The sequence below is a fragment of the Arthrobacter sp. FW306-2-2C-D06B genome (assembly GCF_021789175.1).
Taxonomy (GTDB): domain Bacteria; phylum Actinomycetota; class Actinomycetes; order Actinomycetales; family Micrococcaceae; genus Arthrobacter.
Genome location: NZ_CP084560.1, coordinates 1,734,356 through 1,755,795 on the forward strand (window position 1 = coordinate 1,734,356; position 21,440 = coordinate 1,755,795).

22 protein-coding genes are annotated in these 21,440 nt (G+C 63.2%); 16 read left to right on the forward strand and 6 right to left on the reverse strand.

Features of this window, described 5'->3' with window-relative positions:
- The first annotated feature begins 4 nt into the window (after positions 1-4).
- From LFT47_RS08145 to dnaE, 8 genes are all read left to right on the forward strand, one after another.
- Entirely contained in the window at positions 5-700 is a 696-nt protein-coding gene (locus LFT47_RS08145) for a polyphenol oxidase family protein (RefSeq protein WP_236816902.1), read from the forward strand.
- On the forward strand, positions 693-1,442 hold the full coding sequence (locus LFT47_RS08150; protein WP_236816903.1) for a YggS family pyridoxal phosphate-dependent enzyme: 750 nt from the start codon (positions 693-695) through the stop codon (positions 1,440-1,442). Before LFT47_RS08145 ends, LFT47_RS08150 begins: the two co-directional genes overlap by 8 nt.
- A gap of 88 nt (positions 1,443-1,530) precedes the next feature.
- Positions 1,531-2,061 carry a cell division protein SepF gene (locus tag LFT47_RS08155; protein ID WP_236816905.1) on the forward strand — a complete coding sequence of 177 codons (531 nt, stop codon included), beginning with the start codon at positions 1,531-1,533 and terminating at the stop codon, positions 2,059-2,061.
- A 104-nt stretch (positions 2,062-2,165) separates the two neighbouring features.
- Positions 2,166-2,453, forward strand: coding sequence for a YggT family protein (locus LFT47_RS08160; protein ID WP_236816907.1), 288 nt, complete (start codon positions 2,166-2,168; stop codon positions 2,451-2,453).
- 165 nt (positions 2,454-2,618) lie between these two features.
- Entirely contained in the window at positions 2,619-3,299 is a 681-nt protein-coding gene (locus LFT47_RS08165) for a DivIVA domain-containing protein (protein ID WP_236816909.1), read from the forward strand.
- Positions 3,300-3,391: 92 nt separating this feature from the next.
- Positions 3,392-4,012, forward strand: coding sequence for a signal peptidase II (lspA, locus tag LFT47_RS08170; protein ID WP_236816911.1), 621 nt, complete (start codon positions 3,392-3,394; stop codon positions 4,010-4,012).
- Positions 4,005-4,931, forward strand: coding sequence for an RluA family pseudouridine synthase (locus LFT47_RS08175; protein WP_236816913.1), 927 nt, complete (start codon positions 4,005-4,007; stop codon positions 4,929-4,931). The genes lspA and LFT47_RS08175 overlap by 8 nt, the downstream gene beginning before the upstream one ends.
- A 61-nt stretch (positions 4,932-4,992) precedes the next feature.
- Positions 4,993-8,550, forward strand: coding sequence for a DNA polymerase III subunit alpha (gene dnaE / locus LFT47_RS08180; RefSeq protein WP_236816920.1), 3,558 nt, complete (start codon positions 4,993-4,995; stop codon positions 8,548-8,550).
- Here the strand turns inward: dnaE and LFT47_RS08185 are convergent, their stop codons facing one another.
- Positions 8,551-9,009: a flavin reductase family protein gene (locus tag LFT47_RS08185; protein ID WP_441431183.1), complete on the reverse strand. Its 459-nt coding sequence runs from the start codon at positions 9,007-9,009 to the stop codon at positions 8,551-8,553. It lies immediately after the preceding gene.
- A gap of 158 nt (positions 9,010-9,167) precedes the next feature.
- Here LFT47_RS08185 and LFT47_RS08190 point away from each other — a divergent pair, with 158 nt between their 5' ends.
- The 3 genes from LFT47_RS08190 (at position 9,168) to nrdR (ending at position 11,784) form a co-directional block, all read left to right on the forward strand.
- The gene (locus LFT47_RS08190; RefSeq protein WP_236816924.1) at positions 9,168-9,719 is read left to right on the forward strand and encodes a hypothetical protein; all 552 of its coding nucleotides are present in this window, start codon (positions 9,168-9,170) and stop codon (positions 9,717-9,719) included.
- Positions 9,720-9,728: 9 nt separating this feature from the next.
- Entirely contained in the window at positions 9,729-11,102 is a 1,374-nt protein-coding gene (gene hisD, locus LFT47_RS08195; protein ID WP_236816938.1) for a histidinol dehydrogenase, read from the forward strand.
- A gap of 169 nt (positions 11,103-11,271) precedes the next feature.
- Positions 11,272-11,784, forward strand: coding sequence for a transcriptional regulator NrdR (gene nrdR, locus LFT47_RS08200; protein ID WP_234753861.1), 513 nt, complete (start codon positions 11,272-11,274; stop codon positions 11,782-11,784).
- A gap of 50 nt (positions 11,785-11,834) precedes the next feature.
- On the opposite strand, the gene LFT47_RS08205 is transcribed toward nrdR, so the two are convergent.
- The 3 genes from LFT47_RS08205 to map form a co-directional block, all read right to left on the reverse strand.
- Positions 11,835-12,593 carry a glucose 1-dehydrogenase gene (locus LFT47_RS08205; RefSeq protein ID WP_236818481.1) on the reverse strand — a complete coding sequence of 253 codons (759 nt, stop codon included), beginning with the start codon at positions 12,591-12,593 and terminating at the stop codon, positions 11,835-11,837.
- A gap of 16 nt (positions 12,594-12,609) precedes the next feature.
- Positions 12,610-13,413: a polyphosphate--glucose phosphotransferase gene (gene ppgK, locus LFT47_RS08210; protein WP_272909619.1), complete on the reverse strand. Its 804-nt coding sequence runs from the start codon at positions 13,411-13,413 to the stop codon at positions 12,610-12,612.
- 72 nt (positions 13,414-13,485) lie between these two features.
- Entirely contained in the window at positions 13,486-14,364 is an 879-nt protein-coding gene (gene map / locus LFT47_RS08215) for a type I methionyl aminopeptidase (protein WP_236816941.1), read from the reverse strand.
- A gap of 115 nt (positions 14,365-14,479) precedes the next feature.
- Here map and LFT47_RS08220 point away from each other — a divergent pair, with 115 nt between their 5' ends.
- A complete protein-coding gene (locus tag LFT47_RS08220; protein ID WP_234753867.1) occupies positions 14,480-14,644 on the forward strand; it encodes an SPOR domain-containing protein in 165 nt (54 codons plus the stop codon).
- Positions 14,645-14,668: 24 nt separating this feature from the next.
- Here LFT47_RS08220 and panB read toward each other — a convergent pair whose 3' ends face one another.
- Positions 14,669-15,580 (reverse strand): 3-methyl-2-oxobutanoate hydroxymethyltransferase, encoded by a 912-nt coding sequence (panB, locus tag LFT47_RS08225; RefSeq protein ID WP_236816943.1) that lies wholly within the window; start codon positions 15,578-15,580, stop codon positions 14,669-14,671.
- Between the two features lie 190 nt (positions 15,581-15,770).
- On the opposite strand from panB, the gene LFT47_RS08230 reads away from it, so the two are divergent.
- The 3 genes from LFT47_RS08230 to LFT47_RS08240 are packed head-to-tail and all read left to right on the forward strand — an operon-like array spanning position 15,771 to position 20,704.
- Complete coding sequence (locus LFT47_RS08230) at positions 15,771-17,111, forward strand: glutamine synthetase family protein (RefSeq protein WP_234753871.1); 1,341 nt, start codon at positions 15,771-15,773, stop codon at positions 17,109-17,111.
- Positions 17,112-17,120: 9 nt separating this feature from the next.
- Positions 17,121-20,132 carry a bifunctional [glutamine synthetase] adenylyltransferase/[glutamine synthetase]-adenylyl-L-tyrosine phosphorylase gene (locus tag LFT47_RS08235; protein ID WP_236816945.1) on the forward strand — a complete coding sequence of 1,004 codons (3,012 nt, stop codon included), beginning with the start codon at positions 17,121-17,123 and terminating at the stop codon, positions 20,130-20,132.
- Positions 20,133-20,182: 50 nt separating this feature from the next.
- Complete coding sequence (locus LFT47_RS08240; RefSeq protein ID WP_236816947.1) at positions 20,183-20,704, forward strand: GNAT family N-acetyltransferase; 522 nt, start codon at positions 20,183-20,185, stop codon at positions 20,702-20,704.
- Positions 20,705-20,711: 7 nt separating this feature from the next.
- On the opposite strand, the gene LFT47_RS08245 is transcribed toward LFT47_RS08240, so the two are convergent.
- Positions 20,712-20,972, reverse strand: coding sequence for a hypothetical protein (locus LFT47_RS08245; protein WP_236816949.1), 261 nt, complete (start codon positions 20,970-20,972; stop codon positions 20,712-20,714).
- Positions 20,973-21,193: 221 nt separating this feature from the next.
- Here LFT47_RS08245 and LFT47_RS08250 point away from each other — a divergent pair, with 221 nt between their 5' ends.
- A complete protein-coding gene (locus LFT47_RS08250) occupies positions 21,194-21,358 on the forward strand; it encodes a hypothetical protein (protein ID WP_184739034.1) in 165 nt (54 codons plus the stop codon).
- Positions 21,359-21,440 lie beyond the last annotated feature (82 nt).

Genomic DNA, 21,440 nt, shown 5'->3' on the forward strand with positions numbered 1-21,440 from the left:
AGTAGTGTTTTGGTGGCGAAAAGAAGTGCGGCCCGGAATTTCGGTTGCCTTCTCCGATGACGATGCGGGCAACCTTGCACTGCACGTGGCGGACAATCCTGACGATGTCATGGCGCGCCGGGCCCGGCTGGAAGCAGCAGCGGGGCTCGGCGAACGCCATTTCCAATACATGAACCAGGTCCACGGAAAAGCCGTCGAATTCATCTCCGTGCACGGGGCCGGACCAACGGCCGACGCCATGGTGTCGAGGGGCCAGCCTCTCGCCGTCATGGTGGCCGATTGTGTCCCCGTCGTGCTAGTGGGAGACGTGGAGGACGAATCCGATCCGGTCCTTGCCGTGGTCCACGCCGGCCGGCCCGGGGTTGCAGCGGACATCGTTTCGGCCACTGTGGTGGATATGCGAAGCCGCGGTGCGGCGACCATCAGCGCCTGGGTGGGCCCTTCCATCTGCGGTGCATGCTACGAAGTTCCCGAACAATTGCGGACGGACGTAGCGGCCGCGGTCCCGGAAACCTGGTCCACAACCTCCTGGGGTACGCCCGCACTGGATCTGCCCGCCGGTGTGCGCGCCCAGCTGGAGGCCCTCGGCGTCACGGTCGAGTACTCGGGGGAGTGCACGCTGGAGGCTGCCCGGCTTTACTCGTATAGGCGCAATCAGCAAACGGGCCGATTTGCAGGCTTGGTGTGGACGGATGAGTGAGAATTTCCCGGCGGCTGAAAGCGCCGCGGGCGATCCACGGACCGCCGAGCTGCGCGAACGGCTCGCCGCGGTCCGCCAGCGGATTTCGGCGGCAACCGCGGCAGCCGGGCGAAGCGAAGAGCCGCAACTAATAGTCGTCAGCAAGTTCCATCCGGCAGAGGACGTAGTCCGGCTGGCGGCACTTGGCGTCACCGATGTCGGCGAAAACCGCGACCAGGAAGCGGCCGCGAAGTCTGCCGGGCTTGCCGGACTCCCGGTGCGTTGGCACTTCATCGGTCAACTGCAAAGCAACAAGGCCAAATCCGTCGCGAAATATGCGTTTTCCGTACAATCGATCGACCGTCCGCAACTCGCCGAGGCCCTTGCCAAGGCTGTTGCCCGCCAGCAATCCGAGGCCGGCAGGCAGGACCTCGACTGCTACATCCAGGTCAGCCTCGAGGTCGACGGCGGCGCCCACCGCGGCGGTGCCGCTCCGTCCGAGGTCGAACGCCTCGCCGAATCCATCGCTACCTCCGACGGGCTGCGCCTGGCCGGAGTCATGGCCGTCGCGCCGCTCGGCGCGCCCCCCGAGGAAGCGTTCGAGAAACTCGCCGCCATTTCACGGGATTTGCGGAGGCTGCATCCGGACGCCGTGGCGATATCCGCAGGGATGAGCCAGGACCTCGAAGCCGCCGTCCAATTTGGTGCGACACACCTGCGAATTGGCTCGGATATTCTCGGTTCGCGTCCGCGGGTGGGGTAGCGTCAAAGTATTGGAAGCGACGGGCCGGGATTTCAGCGATGTCAAGTCATGGGCGGCCCGCCTACTGCAGACACGATAGGAGTCCAGCATGGCTGGCGCATTGCGCAAGACAATGGTTTATCTTGGGCTCGCCGATGGCGATGAACACTACGAGTCTGAGCAGCACATGCAGCATGCGGACGAGGACCGGTCTGTTGACCACAATCGTGAAGAGCGCCGCGCCCCTGCACCTGTACGTGAAGTAGTTCGTGAAGTCCCCCCTGCCGCCGAAGAGGAATACCGCGCACCCGTGACACCTATCAAGCGCGCGGCATCGAGCCGCGAAGACGCCTCCGGACTGAGGCAGATCACCACCGTCCATCCCCGTTCCTACAATGACGCCAAGATCATCGGCGAAAGTTTCCGGGACGGCATCCCCGTGATCATGAACGTCACCGACATGGGCGAGGGGGATGCCAAGCGCCTCGTCGATTTTTCCGCCGGGTTGGTCTTCGGACTCCATGGCAGCATTGAGCGCGTTACCAGCAAGGTTTTCCTGTTGTCGCCGTCGTACGTCGAAGTTCTTGGCGACGACAAGAAGGTCAGCGAAGCCCAAGCAACGTTCTTCAACCAGAGCTAGCACAGTCATCACGGGATGCCAGGCAGAGCGATCTGCCTGGCATCTGTGTTGCAATAGAGGGACTGACCGAGAAAAGTGGCGAACTAGGAGATCTGAGCTAACCCGTGGGCATAGTTTTCGGCCTTTTGTACATTGCATTGCTGCTGTTCCTGGTCACCCTCGTCATCAGGCTCGTTTTCGATCTGGTGCAGATGTTTGCGCGGCAGTGGCGGCCCCGGGGCGGAGCCCTGGTTGCCGCGCACGTGGTCTATTCCGTGACTGATCCGCCCTTGAGGCGGATCCGCCGGCTGATCCCGCCACTGCAGCTTGGTGGGGTGTCCCTTGACCTGGCATTCCTCATCGTGTTTATTGTCGTCAGCATCGCGATGGGATTCGTCTACACGCTGGCGTAGCTTTTCCGCAGGCCATTTTCCGTCAATCTGTTTCGTCGGCGGGTGGGCTGCAATCTCCCGACCCAACACGATGGTGTTGAATTGGGGGAATCAGATGATATTTAGGTACCGTAGTTTTGAACGGCCGGAAGGCCTACTGACTAACTAGACCAACGAGGTGACCAGATGGCTTTGACGCCAGAAGACGTTGTCAACAAGCGCTTTCAGCCGACCAAGTTCCGCGAAGGCTACGACCAGGACGAGGTCGACGACTTTCTCGACGAAATCGTCGTCGAGCTGAGGCGTTTGAACCAAGAGAACGACGAGCTGCGCAAGAAGCTCGGCGAAGCCGGAAACCCAGTGGCTGCAAGCGCGGCATCGGCACCCGTGGTCGAGAAGGTGCCCGCACCGGTGAAGGCCGACAAGGACGCCCATGCCAAGGCGGAAGCCGAAGCGAAGGCCGAGGCTGAGAAGAAGAAGGAGCCGGCTGTTGCCGCCGCTCCGGTTCCGGCCGCACCTTCGGCCGGCTCGCCCTCTGCCGAGTCCGCAGCGGGTCTGCTGGCCATGGCTCAGCAGATGCACGACAAGCACGTGGCCGATGGTGAGCAGCAGAAGGAAAAGATCATTGCCGAGGCGCAGATCGAAGCTTCCAGCCTCGTCAACGACGCGCAGGACAAGTCCCGCAAGATCCTCGGTGCCCTCGAGCAGCAGCGCAGCGTTCTCGAACGCAAGGTGGAGCAGCTCCGCGGCTTCGAGCGCGACTACCGCTCCCGCCTGAAGGCCTACATCGAAGGCCAGCTGCGTGACCTGGATGCCCGCGGCTCAGTTGCGGCTCCTGAGGTCGGCGAAGCCGCCGCAGAGGTCTAGCAAGTATTCTGAAAGCCGGTGGCTGGGGATTCCTCGGCCACCGGCTTTCGCCTGTTAAGGCGCAGAAGCCACGGTTACCGAATGAAAGTACTATGAGCGACGAACAAACTGACGGCACCGAGCCAACCAACAGCAGCGTGGAGCCGGTCCGCATCAAAGCCCACACGTGGCGTCCCGCACTGCTTTGGGTCTTTGCAGGCTTCGCCGTGTTCGCGTACGCCTTCGATCAACTGACCAAACTCTGGGTCACCAGCACCATGGTCGAAGGCGAGCGGATCCCCGTCCTTCCTCCTCTCCTGCACTGGTACTACATCCGAAACTCGGGCGCTGCGTTCTCCATCGGTGAAAACGTGACCTGGGTCTTCACGATCGTCATGGCGGCCGTTTCAGTGGTGATCCTTTTCCAAGTGCGTCGATTGGGGTCAGTCTGGTGGTCCCTGGCACTCGGCCTGCTGCTTGGTGGTGCGCTTGGAAACCTCACGGACCGTCTTTTCCGCGAGCCTTCCTTTGCCATGGGCCACGTCGTGGACTTCATCCAGTTGCCCAACTTCGCTATTTTCAACATCGCCGACTCCGCGGTGGTTTCCAGCGTCGTGATCATCTGCCTGCTGACTTTGCGGGGGATCGGGCTCGATGGCTCCCGCCACCACTCCGCCGGTTCGACGCCGGATAAGCCCGCCACGCCGGAGGGTGAGGACCGGGGCGATGTCTGAGCAATTCGTGGTGCCTGATGAGTTGGGCGGGGCCAGGGCCGACGCAGGCTTGGCGAAACTGATGGATATCTCCCGCTCCGCGGCCGCCTTGCTGATCGCCGAGGGCAACGTCACCATCTCGGCAAGCACGCTGGGCAAATCGGCGAAACTCATCGCCGGGTCCGTGCTGGAAGTCACCGTTCCGGAACGCCGGGATCCCTTGGAAGTCGTGGAGGAAGTCGTGGAAGGCCTGAACATCCTGTTGGACGATGACGACTTTGTCGTCATCGACAAGCCTGTTGGCGTGGCGGCGCACCCGTCCCCAGGTTGGGTCGGCCCCACCGTGGTGGGTGGCCTTGCCGGTGCGGGATACCGGATCTCAACGTCCGGTGCGCCTGAACGTGCCGGCATCGTCCATCGTCTCGACGTCGGAACTTCCGGCGTCATGGTCGTGGCCAAGAGCGAACAGGCGTACACGGTGCTCAAGCGGGCCTTCAAGGAACGCACGGTGGAGAAGGTGTACCACGCAGTGGTCCAGGGCCTGCCGGATCCACTGGAGGGCACCATAGACGCGCCCATCGGGCGCCACCCGGGGCATGATTGGCGTTTCGCGGTGATCGAGGACGGCCGTCCCTCAGTGACGCACTACGAAGTCCTCGAGGCCTATGGCAAGGCGACCCTCGTGGAAATTCACCTTGAGACAGGCAGGACACACCAGATCCGGGTTCATTTCTCGGCCCTCAGGCACCCTTGCGCTGGCGATCTGACCTATGGGGCTGACCCGCGTTTGGCTGCCAACCTGGGTCTTACCCGGCAGTGGCTGCACGCGCGGCGGCTTGGCTTCAACCACCCCCGGACCGGCGAATGGGTGGAAGTCACCAGCGAGTATCCGGCGGATCTGCGGTACGCGTTGGAGCTCCTTGAAAGCGGCAACGCGTAGGCGGATCCACGCTTCCAGCGCGCCACTCCAACTGCGCGGGCCCTGCCGGTAGACTGTCGTGGTGACTTCCAGCAATGACTCGTTCGTCCATCTGCACACCCACACCGAATACTCCATGCTGGATGGTGCGGCCCGTCTCACGGAGTTGTTCGACGAGACCGAGCGGCTGGGCATGCCTGCGCTGGCCACCACGGACCACGGATACCTGTTCGGTGCCTTCGATTTCTGGAAGAAGGCCACCGACAAAGGCATCAAGCCGATCATTGGCGTCGAAGCCTATGTCACGCCGGGCACGGCGCGCGGCGACAAAGAGCGCGTTCGCTGGGGCGACGAGAGCCAGCGCAAGGATGACGTTTCCGGTGGTGGCTCCTACACCCACATGACGTTGTTGAGCTACAACAACGCCGGCATGCGCAATCTGTTCCGGGCATCCTCGATTGCTTCGCTCGACTCGGTGTTCGGCAAATGGCCCCGCTTGGACAGGGAGTTGCTGAACACGTATTCGGAAGGCCTGATCGCCACCACCGGTTGCCCTTCCGGTGAAGTCCAGACCCGGCTCCGGCTCGGACAATATCGGGAGGCACTGGCCGCGGCTTCGGAATTCCGCGACATCTTCGGTGCGGAAAACTACTTCTGCGAGCTGATGGACCATGGCCTGGACATCGAGCGGCGGGTCACCGGCGATCTGCTGCGGTTGGCCAAGGAGCTGAAACTTCCGCTCGTGGCCACCAATGACCTCCACTACACGCATGAGCATGACGCGAAGGCCCACGAGGCCCTCCTGGCGATCCAGTCGGGCTCCACGCTGCTCGAGCCCACCTATGACAACGGCGGCTCGCGATTTGCGTTCTCCGGCAGCGGCTACTACTTGAAGTCACCGCAGGAGATGCGCGAGCTGTTCCGCGACCATCCCGAAGCCTGCGACAACACCTTGTTGATCGCAGAGCGCTGCGAAGTGTCCTTCAACACGGGCGCGAACTACATGCCGCGGTTCCCTTGTCCTCCCGGCGAGGACGAGACCTCCTGGCTCGTCAAGGAAGTAGCCACGGGGCTCGACTACCGCTACCCGAACGGCGTCCCGGACAAGGTACGGAAGCAAGCCGACTATGAGCTTGAGGTCATCACGTCCATGGGCTTCCCGGGATACTTCCTGGTGGTGGCCGACTTCATCAACTGGGCCAAGAACAACGGAATCAGGGTGGGCCCGGGCCGTGGTTCGGGTGCGGGCTCCATGGTGGCGTATGCCATGCGCATCACCGACCTCGACCCGCTGGAACACGGCCTGATCTTCGAGCGCTTCCTCAACCCGGACCGCGTGTCCATGCCCGACTTCGACGTCGACTTCGATGATCGGCGCCGTTCCGAGGTCATCGAGTACGTCACCCGGAAGTACGGCGACGAGCGCGTGGCGATGATCGTCACCTACGGCACCATCAAGACCAAGCAGGCGCTCAAGGACTCCTCCCGTGTGCTCGGCTACCCGTTCAGCATGGGTGAACAGCTCACCAAGGCGTTGCCGCCGGCCGTGATGGCCAAGGACATCCCGCTGGCGGACATCCAGAACCCCGAGGCCAAGCGCTATGGCGAGGCCGGAGACTTCCGCCAGCTCATCAGTACGGACCCGGAGGCCGCCAAAGTCTTCGAGACCGCGCTGGGCATCGAGGGGCTGAAGCGGCAGTGGGGCGTACATGCCGCGGGTGTCATCATGTCTTCGGACCCCATCATCGACGTCATTCCTGTCATGCGCCGCATCCAGGACGGCCAGGTCATCACGCAGTTCGATTACCCGACGTCCGAAGGCCTTGGCCTGATCAAGATGGACTTCCTCGGCTTGAGGAACCTGACGATCATTTCCGACGCCCTCGAAAACATCACGATGAACCGAGGCGTCGACCTCGATCTCGAGCACCTTGCGTTGGACGATCCGGCGTCGTACGAGCTGCTGGCGCGCGGCGACACTTTGGGCGTCTTCCAGCTCGACGGCGGGCCCATGCGGTCGCTGCTCAAGCTCATGAAGCCCGACAACTTCGAAGACATCTCCGCCGTGTTGGCGCTATACCGGCCAGGTCCCATGGGCGCCAACGCCCACACGGATTACGCCCTGCGTAAGAACAAGATCCAGGAAGTCATCCCGATCCACCCCGAGCTCGAGGAACCGCTCTCCGAAATCCTCGGCGGAACGTATGGCCTGATCGTGTACCAGGAGCAGGTCATGGCCGTGGCCCAGAAGCTGGCCGGATACTCACTTGGCCAAGCCGACATCCTCCGCCGCGCCATGGGCAAGAAGAAGAAATCCGAACTGGACAAGCAGTTTGCCGGTTTCTCCCAGGGCATGCAGGACAACGGCTATTCCATGGAAGCCGTCAAGACCTTGTGGGACATCCTGCTCCCGTTCTCCGACTACGCCTTCAACAAGGCGCACTCCGCCGCGTATGGGGTCATTTCCTACTGGACCGCGTACCTGAAGGCCCACTTCGCTCCCGAATACATGGCCGCCCTGCTCACCTCCGTGGGTGACGACAAGGACAAATCGGCCATCTACCTCAATGAATGCCGACGCATGGGCATTACGGTCCTGCCGCCGGACGTCAACGAGTCAAGCCTCAACTTCACCCCTGTCGGAACCGACATCCGCTTCGGAATGGGGGCTATCCGCAACGTCGGCGTCAACGTCGTGGAAGCCATGGTGGCGGCCAGGGCGAACGAGGGCGCCTACACCTCCTTCAAGGACTTCCTCATGAAGGTTCCGGCGGTGGTCTGCAACAAGCGCACCATCGAGTCCCTCATCAAGGCCGGTGCGTTCGACTCCCTCGGCCATCACCGCCGTGCGCTGGCGATGGTGCACGAAGAAGCGATCGACTCTGTCATCACCCTCAAGCGCAATGAGGCGATCGGCCAGTTCGATCTCTTCGCCGGATTCGAGGACCAGGAGCCGCAAGCCTCCCTGAGCACGGAGATCCCGGACCTGCCGGAATGGGAGAAGAAAGACAAACTCGCCTTCGAGCGTGACATGCTCGGACTCTATGTCTCGGACCACCCCCTTCAAGGGCTTGAGGGCGTGTTGAGCCAGCACGCCGAGCAGTCGATCACCTCGATCCTGGGAGAAGACGGACCGCACGACGGCGCCATCGTCACCATTGCGGGCATGATCACCTCGCTCAGCCGCAGGATTGCCAAGGCAAGCGGCAACGCCTACGCGCGGGCGGAGATCGAAGACCTGGGCGGTTCCATCGAAGTCATGTTCTTCGGCCAGGTCTACGGCCCCATCGCCTCGGTCCTCGCGGAGGACCTGATCGTGGTGGTCAAGGGCCGCCTGCAGCGGCGCGACGACGGTGCGGTCACCCTGAACTGCATGGAGCTCTCGGTTCCGGACCTGAGCGAAAGCACCAACGGTCCCCTCGTCATCACGATGCCCACTTACAAGGCAACCGAGGCCGTCGTCACTGACCTTCGTGATGTTTTGACCACCCACCGGGGAAACTCCGAGGTCAGGCTCCACTTGCAGGGTGACTCCAAGGTCGAGGTCATGGGCCTGCCCGTGCACATGCGCGTGAATCCCACTCCGTCGCTTTTCGGTGACCTCAAGGTACTTCTTGGCCCGACCTGCCTGGACAGCTAACTAGATCTCATAGTCGAGCGGAACCGGCTGGCCGTAGGAGCCGGAATGGTAAAGCAGGGGAGTGTCGTCCTCGCCGACCAGTCCGTCGACAACCTCCACCACGACGATCGCGTTGTTTTCGAAGGACAGGCGCATCTGGATCTTGCCGATCAACCAGCCGGCGACGTTCTTGAGGATGGGGACATCGAACGGGCCCGGTTCCCAGTGATCGCCCTCAAACCGTTCCTGGGTGCGGGCGAAGCGGTCTGCGAGGGCCTGGTTCTCCAGGCCGAGCATGTGCAGGCCGATATATGTCGAATTCGCCACCGCGGGCCAGGAACTGGAACTGCGGGACATGTTGAACGTGAAGCGTGGCGGCTCGGCGGACAACGAAGCCACGGACGTCGCGGTGAAGCCGAAAGGCTTGCCGTGGAGGTCGGCAGTGATGATGGCCACGCCGGCGGCATGCCGGCGGAACATTTGCTTGAATGTTGCTTCAAAAGCCGAATTGTCCGAAGCCACTTTGCCATTCTCCTGCGTGAGCTATTGGTAATAACGCTGGTGGATTCAGCGTATTCCGCTGCCCGCCGGGACGCTTGCTTGTTGAGCGTCCAGAAACGTTTGTTAATGTTTGTGTCATGACCAAGCCAACACCGAACCTTCTCGACTCCGGTTCCACGGGGGACACGGACCCGCACATGGACCCGGACACGCGAGACCGCACATGGTGGCTGTGGCTCGCAGTGCCTGCAGCCTCGGGCATCGTGCTGGGTCTCGCATGGTGGCTGCTGGCTCCGGGCGGCCTCAACGTGATCTCCGGAAATCCTGCCCTCTCCGATCCCACAGCCTCGGCCGGGCGGCTTCCGAGGGACTTGGTCCTGGCCGGGCTTCTGCTGCTTTCCGGCTGCTTCACGGCGGTCCTGCTCGATAGCAAGGTCCGGAAGCCGGGACACGGCATCCGCACGTTCCTGGCAGTCCTGGGTGGAGCGGCAGGGGCCTTGGTGGCTTGGCAGGTGGGGTTGCTGGCCGCACAGTGGTGGGGTCCCGCCGCAAACGGAAGTCAGGGCTTCACCTTGCGGGCGGCGACGGCACTCTTGCTGTGGCCGGGGGCGACGGCCCTTGTGACATTCCTCCTGACTCTTTTCAGCTTGATGGGAAAGCAGCCGGAGGCACCGCCGCTTGCCCCGTAAAATGATCTGGTGACCATTTCTCCGGAGAATCCTGCCGAAACCGCCGCCCAGTCCCTGGACTTCCGCCGCATTGACTTGCGCGGACGGTCCCTGACCTTGGCGGAACTGCGCGCCGCGGTGCCCCGGGCGAAGCATCAGACCATGGCGGACGCCGAGCAAAAAGTACTGGACATCATTGCGGCCGTCCGTTCGCGCGGCTTCGAGGCGCTTGGGGAGTTCGCGTTGGCGTTTGACGGCGTGGAACAGTCCCACCCCCGCGTGCCGGCCGCAGCCCTTGCCGAAGCCCTTGAAAACCTGGACCCGTCGGTCCGCGCGGCCCTGGAGGAATCCATCAGCCGTGTCCGGCGCTTTGCGGATGGCCAACGGCCCGCGAACGTCGATGTGGAACTGGGGGACGGCGCCGTCGTCAGCCAGAACTGGGTACCGGTGGGCCGCGTGGGGCTGTATGTTCCCGGCGGCCTGGCCGTCTACCCGTCCTCGGTGATCATGAACGTCGTTCCGGCGCTGGCTGCCGGGGTCGCATCGATCGCTTTGGCTTCCCCGCCCCAGAAGGACTTCGGAGGCTTGCCCCACCCCACCATCCTGGCCGCAGCCGCTTTGCTCGGGATCGACGAGGTCTATGCCATCGGAGGTGCCCAGGCGATTGTTTCCTTTGCCTACGGTATCCCGGGGGCCGGCGATGATCAGCCCATCGAGCCCGTGGACGTTGTGACCGGTCCCGGAAACATCTTCGTCGCCACCGCGAAGCGGCTTGTGAAAGGCGTCGTGGGGATCGACTCCGAGGCCGGCACCACCGAGATCGCCATCCTGGCTGATGCTTCCGCCCGTCCTGCGCTCGTGGCCGCGGACCTCATCAGCCAGGCCGAGCACGACCCCAAGGCGGCGTCTGTCCTGATCACCGACTCCGAGGAACTCGCCTCGGCTGTGCAGCGGGAGCTCGCGGTGCAGGCAGGAACCACGAAGCACAGCGAACGGGTCACCACGGCATTGTCGGGCCCGCAGTCAGGCGTGGTGCTGGTAGGCGATATCGAGCAGGGCATTGCGGTCTGCGATGCGTACGCGGCAGAACATTTGGAAATCATGACGGCGGACGCGGCCGCGGTGGCCGCAAGGATCCGCAACGCTGGCGCGATTTTCGTAGGGGACTACAGCCCGGTCAGCCTCGGAGACTACTGTGCGGGCTCCAACCACGTTTTGCCCACGAGCGGTACAGCAGCATTTTCTTCCGGCCTCAACGTGACAACATTCCTTCGCGCCGTCCAGGTGATCAACTACGACAAGGCTGCCTTGGAACAGGTCAGCAAACACATTGTGAGCCTCGCCGACGCCGAAGACCTTCCCGGCCACGGCGACGCCGTCAAGATTCGTTTCGCGGGGGCCTAAACCACTACATGTATGGGTCACAACCACTACATATAGTAATTACAGGCTTGTCATTAGGCCTTATGTAGCCGTAAACTGGTGCCGGAAGTCAAACTTCCGGCACCCTTTGCGTCCCCGGCCGATGCCGCCGTGAGGACAGGGGGCCGGAACCAAACAGGGGAGGCCCAGCGTGTATTGTCCGTTCTGCCGAAACCCCGACTCACGCGTCGTGGACAGTCGAATGGCCGACGACGGCTCGGCCATCCGCCGTCGGCGCCAGTGCCCCGAGTGCGGACGCCGGTTCACCACCGTGGAGACCACAAGCCTTTCCGTCATCAAACGCTCCGGCGTGGGGGAGCCCTTCAGCCGGATCAAGATCATCAACGGCGTTCGGAAGGCCTGCCAGGGGCGTCCCGTGACTGAGGACGACCTCGCGATGCTGGCCCAGGAAGTCGAGGAAAATATCCGATCTTCCGGTGCGGCTGAAATCGACGCCCACGAGGTCGGCCTGGCCATCCTGGGACCACTCCAGAAACTCGACGAAGTCGCCTACTTGCGATTTGCCAGCGTTTACCAGGCCTTCGAATCGCTTGAGGACTTCGAATCGGCCATTTCGCTGCTCCGCCACGAAGCCGAAAGCGCAGCGGCCGAGAATGCGGCGAAAATCGCCAAGGGCAAGAGCTCCGAGAAGAGCCCCATCTAGCTCCGGTGGTGGCAGCGGAGGGGAAGCCGCAGCCACCACCGGCATCACTGCTACCGTCCGCCCGAGACCGGCAACACGGCTCCGGTGATGTAGCCGGCGTCGTCGGACATCAACCACAACACGGCGGCGGCCACCTCATCGGGTTCTGCGCCCCGGCCCAAGGGGATCCCCGGGTTGAGCCGTTCCACACGGTCGGGCATCCCAGCGGCTGCGTGCAATCCCGTGTTGGTGCTTCCCGGCGCCACGCAATTCACCCGGATACCCTGTTTTGCTACTTCGGACGCGAGGCCAACCGTCAGGACGTCAACAGCGCCCTTGCTCGCAGCGTAGTGCGCCCACGTGCCGGGTGAACCCGCTTTGGTCGCGGTCGAGGAAACGTTGACAATGGAGCCGCCCGGCCCGCCGCTCTCGGTGGACAGGCGTCGAACAGCTTCCTGGCAGACGAAGACCAATCCGTTGACGTTGACGTCCATGACACGGCGGATCGTTTCGCTCGGCACATCAATGAGATTGCCGATGAGGTTGCCCGTGATGCCGGCGTTGTTGACCACGGCGGTGATCCTGCCTAAGGAGGCCGCGGCGTCGAAGAGCGCGACAACCTGCGAGGGGTCGCTGACGTCGGCCTGTACGCTACAGGCCGTTCCGCCATTGGCCCGGATTTCCGCTGCAACGTTCCGTGCGCCGTCGGAGTCTTTGGAGTAGTTGACGACGACGGCGTACCCGGCTGCCGCTGCCCTGAGGGCTATGGCGGCGCCGATGCCCCGGCTAGCGCCGGTGACAATCGCGACGTCGGGCACGCCGTCGTCCATCCGGAAGGCTGCCGTGCTACTTGGCCAGCTTGTGGTGGAGGGCGACGTCAAGCGCGGCCCCCACGATCCCGGCGTCGTTCTTCAGTTCCGCGGTGACGATGCGGGTCCGCAGATTCAGGTGGGGGAAGTATTCGTCCGAACGCTTCGAAATGCCGCCACCGATGATGAAGAGTTCCGGGGAGAACAGGAACTCGACGTGGGAGAGATAGCGCTGCAGCAGCACGCTGTACTCTTCCCAGCTCAAGCCGTCGCGTTCACGTGCCACGGCGGATGCCTTCGTTTCGGCGTCGTGGCCGTCCACTTCGAGGTGGCCGAGTTCGGCGTTGGGCACGAGGTGCCCGTTGAAGATGAAGGCTGAGCCGATGCCTGTGCCGAGCGTGATGACCAGGACCGTGCCGTCGACCCCTTCGCCCGCGCCGTAGCGGGCTTCAGCGAGTCCGGCTGCGTCGGCGTCGTTGATGACCTCGACGGGACGGTCCAATCGCTTGGTGAGCAGCGAATCGATGTCGGTGTCGAGCCAGGACTTGTCCACGTTTGCGGCCGAGCGGACCACACCGTGCTGGATGATTCCAGGGAAGGTGACTCCCACGGGCGAGCCCTTGGCCGGAGCATCCTCCCGGGCCGACAATTCTTCGACGATCTGTGCGATCACTTCGGCGACGGCTTCGGGGGTGGCGGGCTGCGGCGTGGGAATACGGAGGCGGTCCCCGAGCAGCTTGCCTTTTTTGAGATCGACGATGCCGCCCTTGATGCCGGTGCCACCGACGTCGATGCCGATCAGCGGGCCGTTCTTGTGGATCTTCTCATCCTTCTTGGTCAATGCGTTTCCGTTCATGGCAGGAGGGGTGGGCATGTCGCAGCACGAACGGCTGCAGGTGACCTTCCGGAGAGCTTAAGGAAGAGTCAGGATTTCGGCGCCGGTCTCGGTGACCAACAGGGTGTGTTCGAATTGCGCGGTCCGCCTGTGGTCGCGGGTGACTACGGTCCATTCATCGGGCCACATGTCCCACTCGATCGTTCCGAGGGTGAGCATGGGTTCAATCGTAAAGACCATGCGGGCTTCGATGACCGTGTTGTAGGCCGGCGCGGCGTCGTAGTGGGGGATGATCAGGCCCGTGTGGAATGCCTCGCCGACGCCGTGGCCGGTGAAGTCGCGGACCACGCCGTAGCCGAAGCGTTTCGCGTAGGACTGGATAGCCCGGCCGATCACGTTGATTTCGCGGCCCGGCGCTACGGCTTTGATGGCCCGGTTGAGCGACTCCCGGGTGCGTTCAACGAGAAGCCGCGACTCGTCGTCGACGTCTCCCACCAGGAACGTGTAGTTCGTGTCTCCGTGGACGCCGTTGATGTAGGCCGTGATGTCGATGTTCAGGATGTCGCCGTCTTGGACGACGGTGCTGTCCGGAATTCCATGGCAGATGACCTCGTTGAGCGAGGAGCACAGGGACTTGGGGAAGCCCCGGTAGCCAAGAGTTGACGGGTAGGCGTGGTGGTCCAGGATGAACTCGTGGCCGATCCGGTCCAACTGGTCCGTCGTGACCCCGGGCTCGATATGCTTGCCGACCTCGACGATCGCCTGGGCCGCGATTTTGCTGGCGATGCGGATCTTCTCGATGGTTTCCGCCGATTTGACCTCTGAACCGGTGAACTTCGCCGGTCCCGGCTTGCCGACGTACTCCGGGCGCGGGATGGACGCCGGTACTGGCAGCTGTGGGCTGACGGTTCCACGGGTGAGCGTGCCGATGGGTGCGGTCAGAGCGGGAGAAGGCATAGATTGATCATATAAGGGACGCACGAGACGCAAGTAACTAAGTAGCTAAATATCGGCCCGCACGCAGGGCAACCGGCCCCGCCGAGCTTACGGCGGGATTCGCAAAGGAGAAACCGTGGCGGAGTTCTGGTACAACGTTCAGACACACCAAATCGAAGAGGACGCGCTGTCTGACTGGTCCCAGTTGATCGGTCCTTACAAGACCCGCGAGGAAGCCGAGCATGCCCTCGAAAAGGTCAAGGCCCGCAACGAAGCCTGGGACAAAGACGACGAGGACTAGCGGCGACGAGGGCCGGTTCCGGTCCTAGAAGGAGTGTTCCGGGCCCGGGAACTGGCCGGACCTGACGTCGTCGGCATACGCCTTCGCTGCCTCGCTCAGGGTGGTGCGCAGATCCGCATATTGCTTGACGAACTTGGCCATCTTGCCGCCGCGCAGTCCGGCCATGTCCTGCCACACCAGGACCTGTCCCGTGGTCGCGTTGCCTGCGCCGATTCCGATAGTCGGCACGTCAATGGCTGCGTCGACGGCGGCCGCGGTTTCCGCGGGAACCATCTCCATGAGTACACAGAACGCTCCGGCATTCGCGAGGGCAACGGCGTCTTCGACGAGGCGCGCGGCGTCATCTCCCCGGCCCTGGACGCGGTAGCCGCCCAGCGAGTGTTCGCTCTGGGGCGTGAAGCCGATGTGGGCCATGACGGGAATGCCTGCCTGGACCATGGCCCGCACGGTTCCCGCATAGAACGCCCCGCCTTCGATCTTGACGGCGTGCGCCAGGCCTTCCTTGAGGAAGCGAACGCCTGTTGCCACTGCCTGCTCCGGCGACACTTCGTAGCTTCCAAAAGGAAGATCGGCCACAACCAAGGCACGCTTGGCGGATCGGGCCACTGCGCGGCACAAGGGGAGGAGTTCGTCGACGGTCACAGGGAGGCTGGTTTCGTTCCCGAAGACGTTGTTGGAGGCCGAATCGCCTATCAGCAGCACTTCTATGCCGGCCTGGTCGAAAATCTCAGCGGTGTATTGCTCGTAGGCGGTCAACATCGCAAATCGCTCACCCTTGGCCTTGGCCTGTTGCAGGTGATGGGTGCGGATCCGGGCGGCGGGCTTCGGAGTTGAAGCAACCGCTGAAGCTCCGGAACCTGCAGCGGCAGGTCCGGTTCCGTAAGGCGCAGGAATTTCGGCGGGCATGCTGGAATCGGAACTGTTGCTTGGGGCCATGAATAGAGCGTATGCGGTACCGGCCGTCCTAGCCACCGGCGCATGAGGAGCCTCACATTTGTAAACGCTGTGTTACGCGAACCGGGGGTGCAGCCAATCCGGGCCAATGCTTAGTAGAGTGAATGCTGAGTTGTCGTCGGCTTCGAACCCCGAACCCGCGGCATGGACGTTTACCCGGAAATGAGGCCCCATGGACCGCCAGCAAGAGTTCGTTCTGCGAACTATCGAAGAGCGTGATGTGCGCTTCGTACGCTTGTGGTTTACCGACGTCGTCGGTTCCCTGAAATCGGTGGCACTTGCGCCGGCAGAAGTGGAAGGTGCCTTCGAAGAAGGCCTGGGTTTCGATGGCTCGGCTATCGAAGGCCTCGCAAGGGTGTTCGAATCCGACATGCTGGCCCAGCCGGACCCCTCTACGTTCCAGATCCTTCCATGGCGTGGTGAAACCGAGCAGACCTCAAGGATGTTTTGCGACATCCTGACCCCCGACGGCGAGCCGTCGGCCGCCGACCCCCGCAACGTGCTCAAGCGCACCCTCGCCAAGGCCGCTGACATGGGTTTCACTTGCTACACGCATCCTGAAATCGAGTTCTACCTCCTCAAGTCCCAGGACCTCGACGCCAACGGCGTTCCTGTTCCCGTGGACGAGGGCGGCTATTTCGACCACGTGCCCGGCGGTGTGGCGCAGGACTTCCGTCGCACGGCCGTCACCATGCTTGAATCCGTGGGCATCTCCGTGGAGTTCAGCCACCACGAGGGCGGACCCGGCCAGAACGAGATCGATCTCCGCTACGCGGACGCCCTCCAGACGGCGGACAACATCATGACCTTCCGCACGGTCATCAAGGAAGTGGCCCTGCAGCAAGGCACCTACGCCACGTTCATGCCCAAGCCGTTCACGGACCACCCCGGTTCAGGCATGCACACGCACTTCTCGCTGTTCGAGGGTGACACCAATGCCTTCTACGAGGCCGGCGCCGAATTCCAGTTGTCCAAGACCGCGCGCCAGTTCATCGCAGGTATCCTGCACCACGCGCCGGAATTCACAGCCGTCACCAACCAGTTCGTCAATTCGTACAAGCGTCTCTGGGGCGGCGGCGAAGCGCCGAGTTACCTGAGTTGGGGCCACAACAACCGTTCCGCCTTGGTTCGTGTGCCGCTCTACAAGCCGGGCAAGGGCCAGTCCGCACGGATCGAATACCGCGGGATTGACTCCGCCACCAACCCGTACCTCGCCTACGCCGTGTTGCTGGGTGCCGGGCTCAAGGGCATCGAGGAAGGCTACGACCTTCCGGCCGCCGCGGAAGACGACGTTTGGTCGCTGACCACGGCCGAGCGCAAGGCGATGGGTCACACGCCGCTGCCGGCCAGCCTCCACGATGCCATCCGCGCCATGGAGGATTCGGAACTCGTCGCGGACATCCTCGGCGAACAGGTCTTTGACCACTTCCTGCGCAACAAGCGTGCGGAATGGCAGGACTACCGGCTCCAGGTCACTCCTTACGAGCTCAAGCGCAATCTCGGCATTCTCTAGGCTGTGAGTGTGAGCCTGGCCCGCCGGCTCATCTCGGCCGGTTTCAGCGATCTTGAAAAGGGTGAACGGTTCCTTGCCGCGCGTGAACTCGACGGCATCGACCAGGAGACGATCTTTGCCGGCCTGCACCTGAGCGCCAACCCGGACACCGCGCTCCAGTCGCTCGTCCGTTTGATTGAGAAGCATCCCTCACTCAGGCAGCTCGCGGGGGAGCACCCGGATCGCAGCGAGCCGCTTTACCGTTTGCTGGGGGCCTCCGAGGCCTTGGGAGAGTTCCTGATCAGGCATCCGGAACACCTGGACGTCTTTGATGTCCGCGTCAGCCCGGAACCCTTGTCTGCCGACCCCCGTGAGCTTCGGACGAAGCTGCTCCGCTCGGTCAAGGCGGACCCCAACTCTCCCCGGCCCGTTGCCGCGATGACGGGGGCCAGCGCCTACACCGCACTCCGGACGGCTTACCGGCGGGGGCTGACCGAACTGGCCATCAAGGACCTCTGCGCCGCGAGTCCCCAGGACTTCATGCCCGCCGTCGGCGCCGAACTGGCCGACCTCGCCGGTGCAGCGATCGAAGCAGCCCTGGCGGTTGCCAGGGCCGAAGCCGCGGCGACCTTCGATCCCGCCGATATTGCCGGCGTCGGGCTGGCCGTCATCGGCATGGGCAAATGCGGTGCCCGCGAGCTCAACTACATTTCCGACGTCGACGTCATCTACGTGATCGAGGCGCCGAACCTGGAGGACGCCAAGGCTGCAACCATCGGTACGGCCTTGGCCGCCGGGATCTCCCGTGCCATTTCGTCCACGGGATCCGAACCCGGTCTGTGGGAGGTCGACGCGAATCTGCGGCCCGAGGGGAAATCGGGTCCCCTGGTCAGGACGTTGCCGTCGCACTTGAGCTACTACGCGAAGTGGGCTGAAAGCTGGGAGTTCCAAGCGCTCCTCAAGGCCCGGACGATCGCGGGGGACAAGGATCTGGGCTCGCGTTACGAGCAGGCCGTCCAACCGCTCGTGTGGGCTTCGGCCGGCCGGGAAGGATTCGTGGAATCGGTGCAGGCGATGCGCCGCAGGGTAACGAACAACATCGCCCCGGCGGAAGAACAGCGCCAGATCAAACTCGGTCCCGGCGGCCTGCGCGATGTCGAGTTCACCGTGCAGCTCCTGCAACTCGTCCACGGAAGGTCCGATGAAACGCTCCGTTGCCGGGATACGACGTCGGCGATAGCGGCGCTGTCCGCGGGTGGCTACATCGGCCGGGTGGACGCCGCGGCCTTCGACGCCGCCTACCGCTATCTCCGGGTTCTTGAGCACCGTATCCAGTTGTTCCAGATGCGCCGTACCCACCTGATGCCTACGAGCCAGGAGTCCTTGCGTTTCCTCGCAAAGGCCGTCCTGGGGCCCTTTTCGACGGGCAGGCCGCATCCGGACGCCCTGATCGAAACCTGGCAGAAGACCAAGCGGTCCGTTCGCGAACTTCACGACCGGATCTTCTACCGGCCGCTGCTCAACACGGCCGCGAAGCTGAGCACCGAAGACGCCCGGCTCACGCCGGAAGCCGCCCAAGGCCGGCTCGCGGCACTCGGCTACCGCGACCCGCAAGGCGCCATGCGCCACATCGAGGCCCTCACGGCAGGGGTCAGCCGCCGCGCCGCCTTGCAGCGGCAACTGCTCCCCATCCTTCTCGGCTGGCTCGCGGAAGGCGTGGATCCCGACGCCGGACTGCTCGCCTTCCGCCGCGTCAGCGAAGCCCTCGGAACCACCCATTGGTATCTCGGGATGCTCCGGGACTCCCAAGCGGCGGCCGAGCGGCTTTGCCACGTGCTCTCCAATTCACGGCTGATCGCCGATCTCTTGGAGGTTTCCCCGGAATCCGTTGCGTGGCTTGGTGCCGACAAGGAACTCACGCCCCTTAGCTTCGAAGCGCAGTGGCAGGAAATCCAGTCCAAGATGTCGCGCCACGCCGATCCGGCGAACGCGATGCGGCTCATCCGGCTCATCAGGCGCCGGGAAATCCTCCGGATCGCCATCGCGGACAGTTCCGGCCTCCTGGAACAAGACGCTGTGGGCGCGGCACTGGCCGATGCCGACCGGGCAGCGGTTTTGGGCGCCTTGCACGTCGCCGAGACCACCGTGGCTTCCGAGGGCCCCCTCAAGACTCAAGTGCTGGTGGTTGCCATGGGCAGGCAAGGCGGACGAGAGATCGGCTACGGCTCTGACGCCGACGTCATGTACGTCCACCGCGCCCTTCCCGGCGTGAGTGAATCCGAAGCCCAGCAACAAGCCCTTGCCATCGTGGGGCACATTTCCACGTTGCTGACCCAACCCCTCAAACCGGCCATCCTCGCGGAGCGGGTCCTCAGCGTCGACGCCGATCTTCGCCCGGAGGGGAAGAACGGGGCCATGGTGCGTTCCCTCGAGTCATACGCGGAGTATTACCGGCGGTGGTCCCTCATCTGGGAAGCCCAGGCGCTGTTGCGGGCTCAGCCAATGGCCGGAAACGACGAATTGGCCGCGGAGTTCCTCAGGCTCATCAACCCGATCCGCTACCCGGAATCGCTGGCGGAGACAGATGTGCGTGAGATCCGACGCGTCAAGGCACGCGTCGAGTCCGAACGGCTACCGAGAAACGCCGATCCGGCCAGGCATGTGAAGCTCGGCAGGGGCGGACTCAGCGACGTCGAATGGCTTGTGCAGCTGCTCCAGCTCCAACACGCAGGGAAGCATCCGCAACTCCGGACGACTTCGACCCTGCAGGCCCTCGACGCGATTGAGTCGTTGGGCTTGATCGACAGGAGCGACATCGTGTTGCTTCGCGAAGCCTGGCGGCTCGCGAGCCGTATCCGCTCTGCGAATGTGATTTGCACCGGGCGCGCCTCCGATGTCCTCCCTGCCTCCCGCAGGGATCTTGAGGCCGTTGCCAGATGGTGCGGTTACGCTCCCGGGCAAGCCGCGGTGTTCGAGGAAGATTATCTGCGCCTGAGCCGGAGGACCCGGGCTGTGTTCGAGAAGGACTTCTACGGCCAGTGAGCTCAGCTCCAGCCGCCCCCGCGGAGGGCAGAGGCGGCTAAGCTCGAAGGATGCTCGAAACCGTGTGGCTCATTCCGCTGAAGGATCTCGACGACGATGCACGCGCCATAACGCTCGGCGACGTCGCGGCGATGGAATTGGCCGCGGGGCAGGAAGACTTCGTAGGGGATCCGTTCAAGATGATGCTCATGGGCCTCGAAGACGACAGCCGCCGGCCGTACGTGATCGAAGCGGCCGGTGCCGCCGTCGGTGTCTTCACCTTGCAGGCCGATGCCGCGACCTTGGCGGGATGGCCCGACGACGATTCCGCGTGGCTCCTGCGTGGGTTCCTGATCGACCAGCCGAGCCAGGGGAGGGGCCTGGGCTCCCTGTCGGCTGTAGCTGCGGTCCGTGAAGCGCAGAAGCTGACAGCGAGGCTGGGTGGCGGGCAGGACGGCGTCGTACTCTCGGTTAACGAACGCAATCCCGCAGCCCGGGCTGCGTACGCAAAAGCGGGTTTTCTCCAAACGGGCAGATATCTGGGTGGTTCCTCCGGTCCTCAATGGACCATGTACCGGAGGTTCGGCGGCTAGGCCATATCTAGGACTCGACGAGCGTCAGGATTGTTTCCGGGCGCACGCCGTCGTATTTCATGGCATCGGCCGCAACTTCGGACTCCATCATCCGCTGGAATGTTTCCATGTCCGGGACTTCGACGATCAGGCCGACACGGTTGGTTTTTGCCGGGTCTGCGAACGTTCGGACCGTAATACCCATGGGTCCGAAGATTTCTTCCCGTTTTGGTGAGCTCAGCCAGTGCTCAACGTCGTCGACCTCATGGAAGATCATCAAGGTTGCCATCGTATGCCTCCGCTTTCAGAAGTTGCGCCAGGAGCCGGACGGGGTGAGGACTCGCTTCCAAGCATCCTGATCACGCTGAACGTACCACGGCGTCCACTGCGGCGACAGGCTTCCGCGGATGCGGATTGGAATAATAAGCATGCTTACAGTAAGGTTGCTGAGGTTTGCACAGCGATAAAGGCAATCATCAGAATGTTTACGACTGAAACGGAAGGTACATCATGAATGTCATCCTCGGAATCGTCGCGGTCATCGCGATCGTTTTCTTTATCATTGGCGGCACGGTAAAGGCCCTGGGGTTCCTTCTCTGGATCGCCCCGATACTTATCGTCTTGGCGATTGTTGTCTTCCTCTTCAGGTTGATTAGTGGGCGCCGGCGGGTGTAGGAAAATTGGGGGTCCGGCTCCGGCGATCCGGGGCCTTACCAAAGGACGGCTGTGTCTTAGCGGACACAGCCGTCTTTTTTTG

Excerpts from the sequence above, each read along its gene's own strand:
- LFT47_RS08240 (WP_236816947.1), top strand. The coding sequence starts at position 20,183 with ATGCTCGAAACCGTGTGGCTCATTCCGCTGAAGGATCTCGACGACGAT.
- panB (WP_236816943.1), bottom strand. The coding sequence starts at position 15,580 with ATGGCCCCAAGCAACAGTTCCGATTCCAGCATGCCCGCCGAAATTCCT.
- LFT47_RS08190 (WP_236816924.1), top strand. The coding sequence starts at position 9,168 with ATGACCAAGCCAACACCGAACCTTCTCGACTCCGGTTCCACGGGGGAC.
- LFT47_RS08185 (WP_441431183.1), bottom strand. The coding sequence starts at position 9,009 with ATGTTCCGCCGGCATGCCGCCGGCGTGGCCATCATCACTGCCGACCTC.
- LFT47_RS08230 (WP_234753871.1), top strand. The coding sequence starts at position 15,771 with ATGGACCGCCAGCAAGAGTTCGTTCTGCGAACTATCGAAGAGCGTGAT.
- LFT47_RS08205 (WP_236818481.1), bottom strand. The coding sequence starts at position 12,593 with ATGGACGACGGCGTGCCCGACGTCGCGATTGTCACCGGCGCTAGCCGG.
- map (WP_236816941.1), bottom strand. The coding sequence starts at position 14,364 with ATGCCTTCTCCCGCTCTGACCGCACCCATCGGCACGCTCACCCGTGGA.
- LFT47_RS08155 (WP_236816905.1), top strand. The coding sequence starts at position 1,531 with ATGGCTGGCGCATTGCGCAAGACAATGGTTTATCTTGGGCTCGCCGAT.
- LFT47_RS08175 (WP_236816913.1), top strand. The coding sequence starts at position 4,005 with ATGTCTGAGCAATTCGTGGTGCCTGATGAGTTGGGCGGGGCCAGGGCC.
- LFT47_RS08150 (WP_236816903.1), top strand. The coding sequence starts at position 693 with ATGAGTGAGAATTTCCCGGCGGCTGAAAGCGCCGCGGGCGATCCACGG.
- lspA (WP_236816911.1), top strand. The coding sequence starts at position 3,392 with ATGAGCGACGAACAAACTGACGGCACCGAGCCAACCAACAGCAGCGTG.
- LFT47_RS08250 (WP_184739034.1), top strand. The coding sequence starts at position 21,194 with ATGAATGTCATCCTCGGAATCGTCGCGGTCATCGCGATCGTTTTCTTT.
- LFT47_RS08165 (WP_236816909.1), top strand. The coding sequence starts at position 2,619 with ATGGCTTTGACGCCAGAAGACGTTGTCAACAAGCGCTTTCAGCCGACC.
- LFT47_RS08245 (WP_236816949.1), bottom strand. The coding sequence starts at position 20,972 with ATGGCAACCTTGATGATCTTCCATGAGGTCGACGACGTTGAGCACTGG.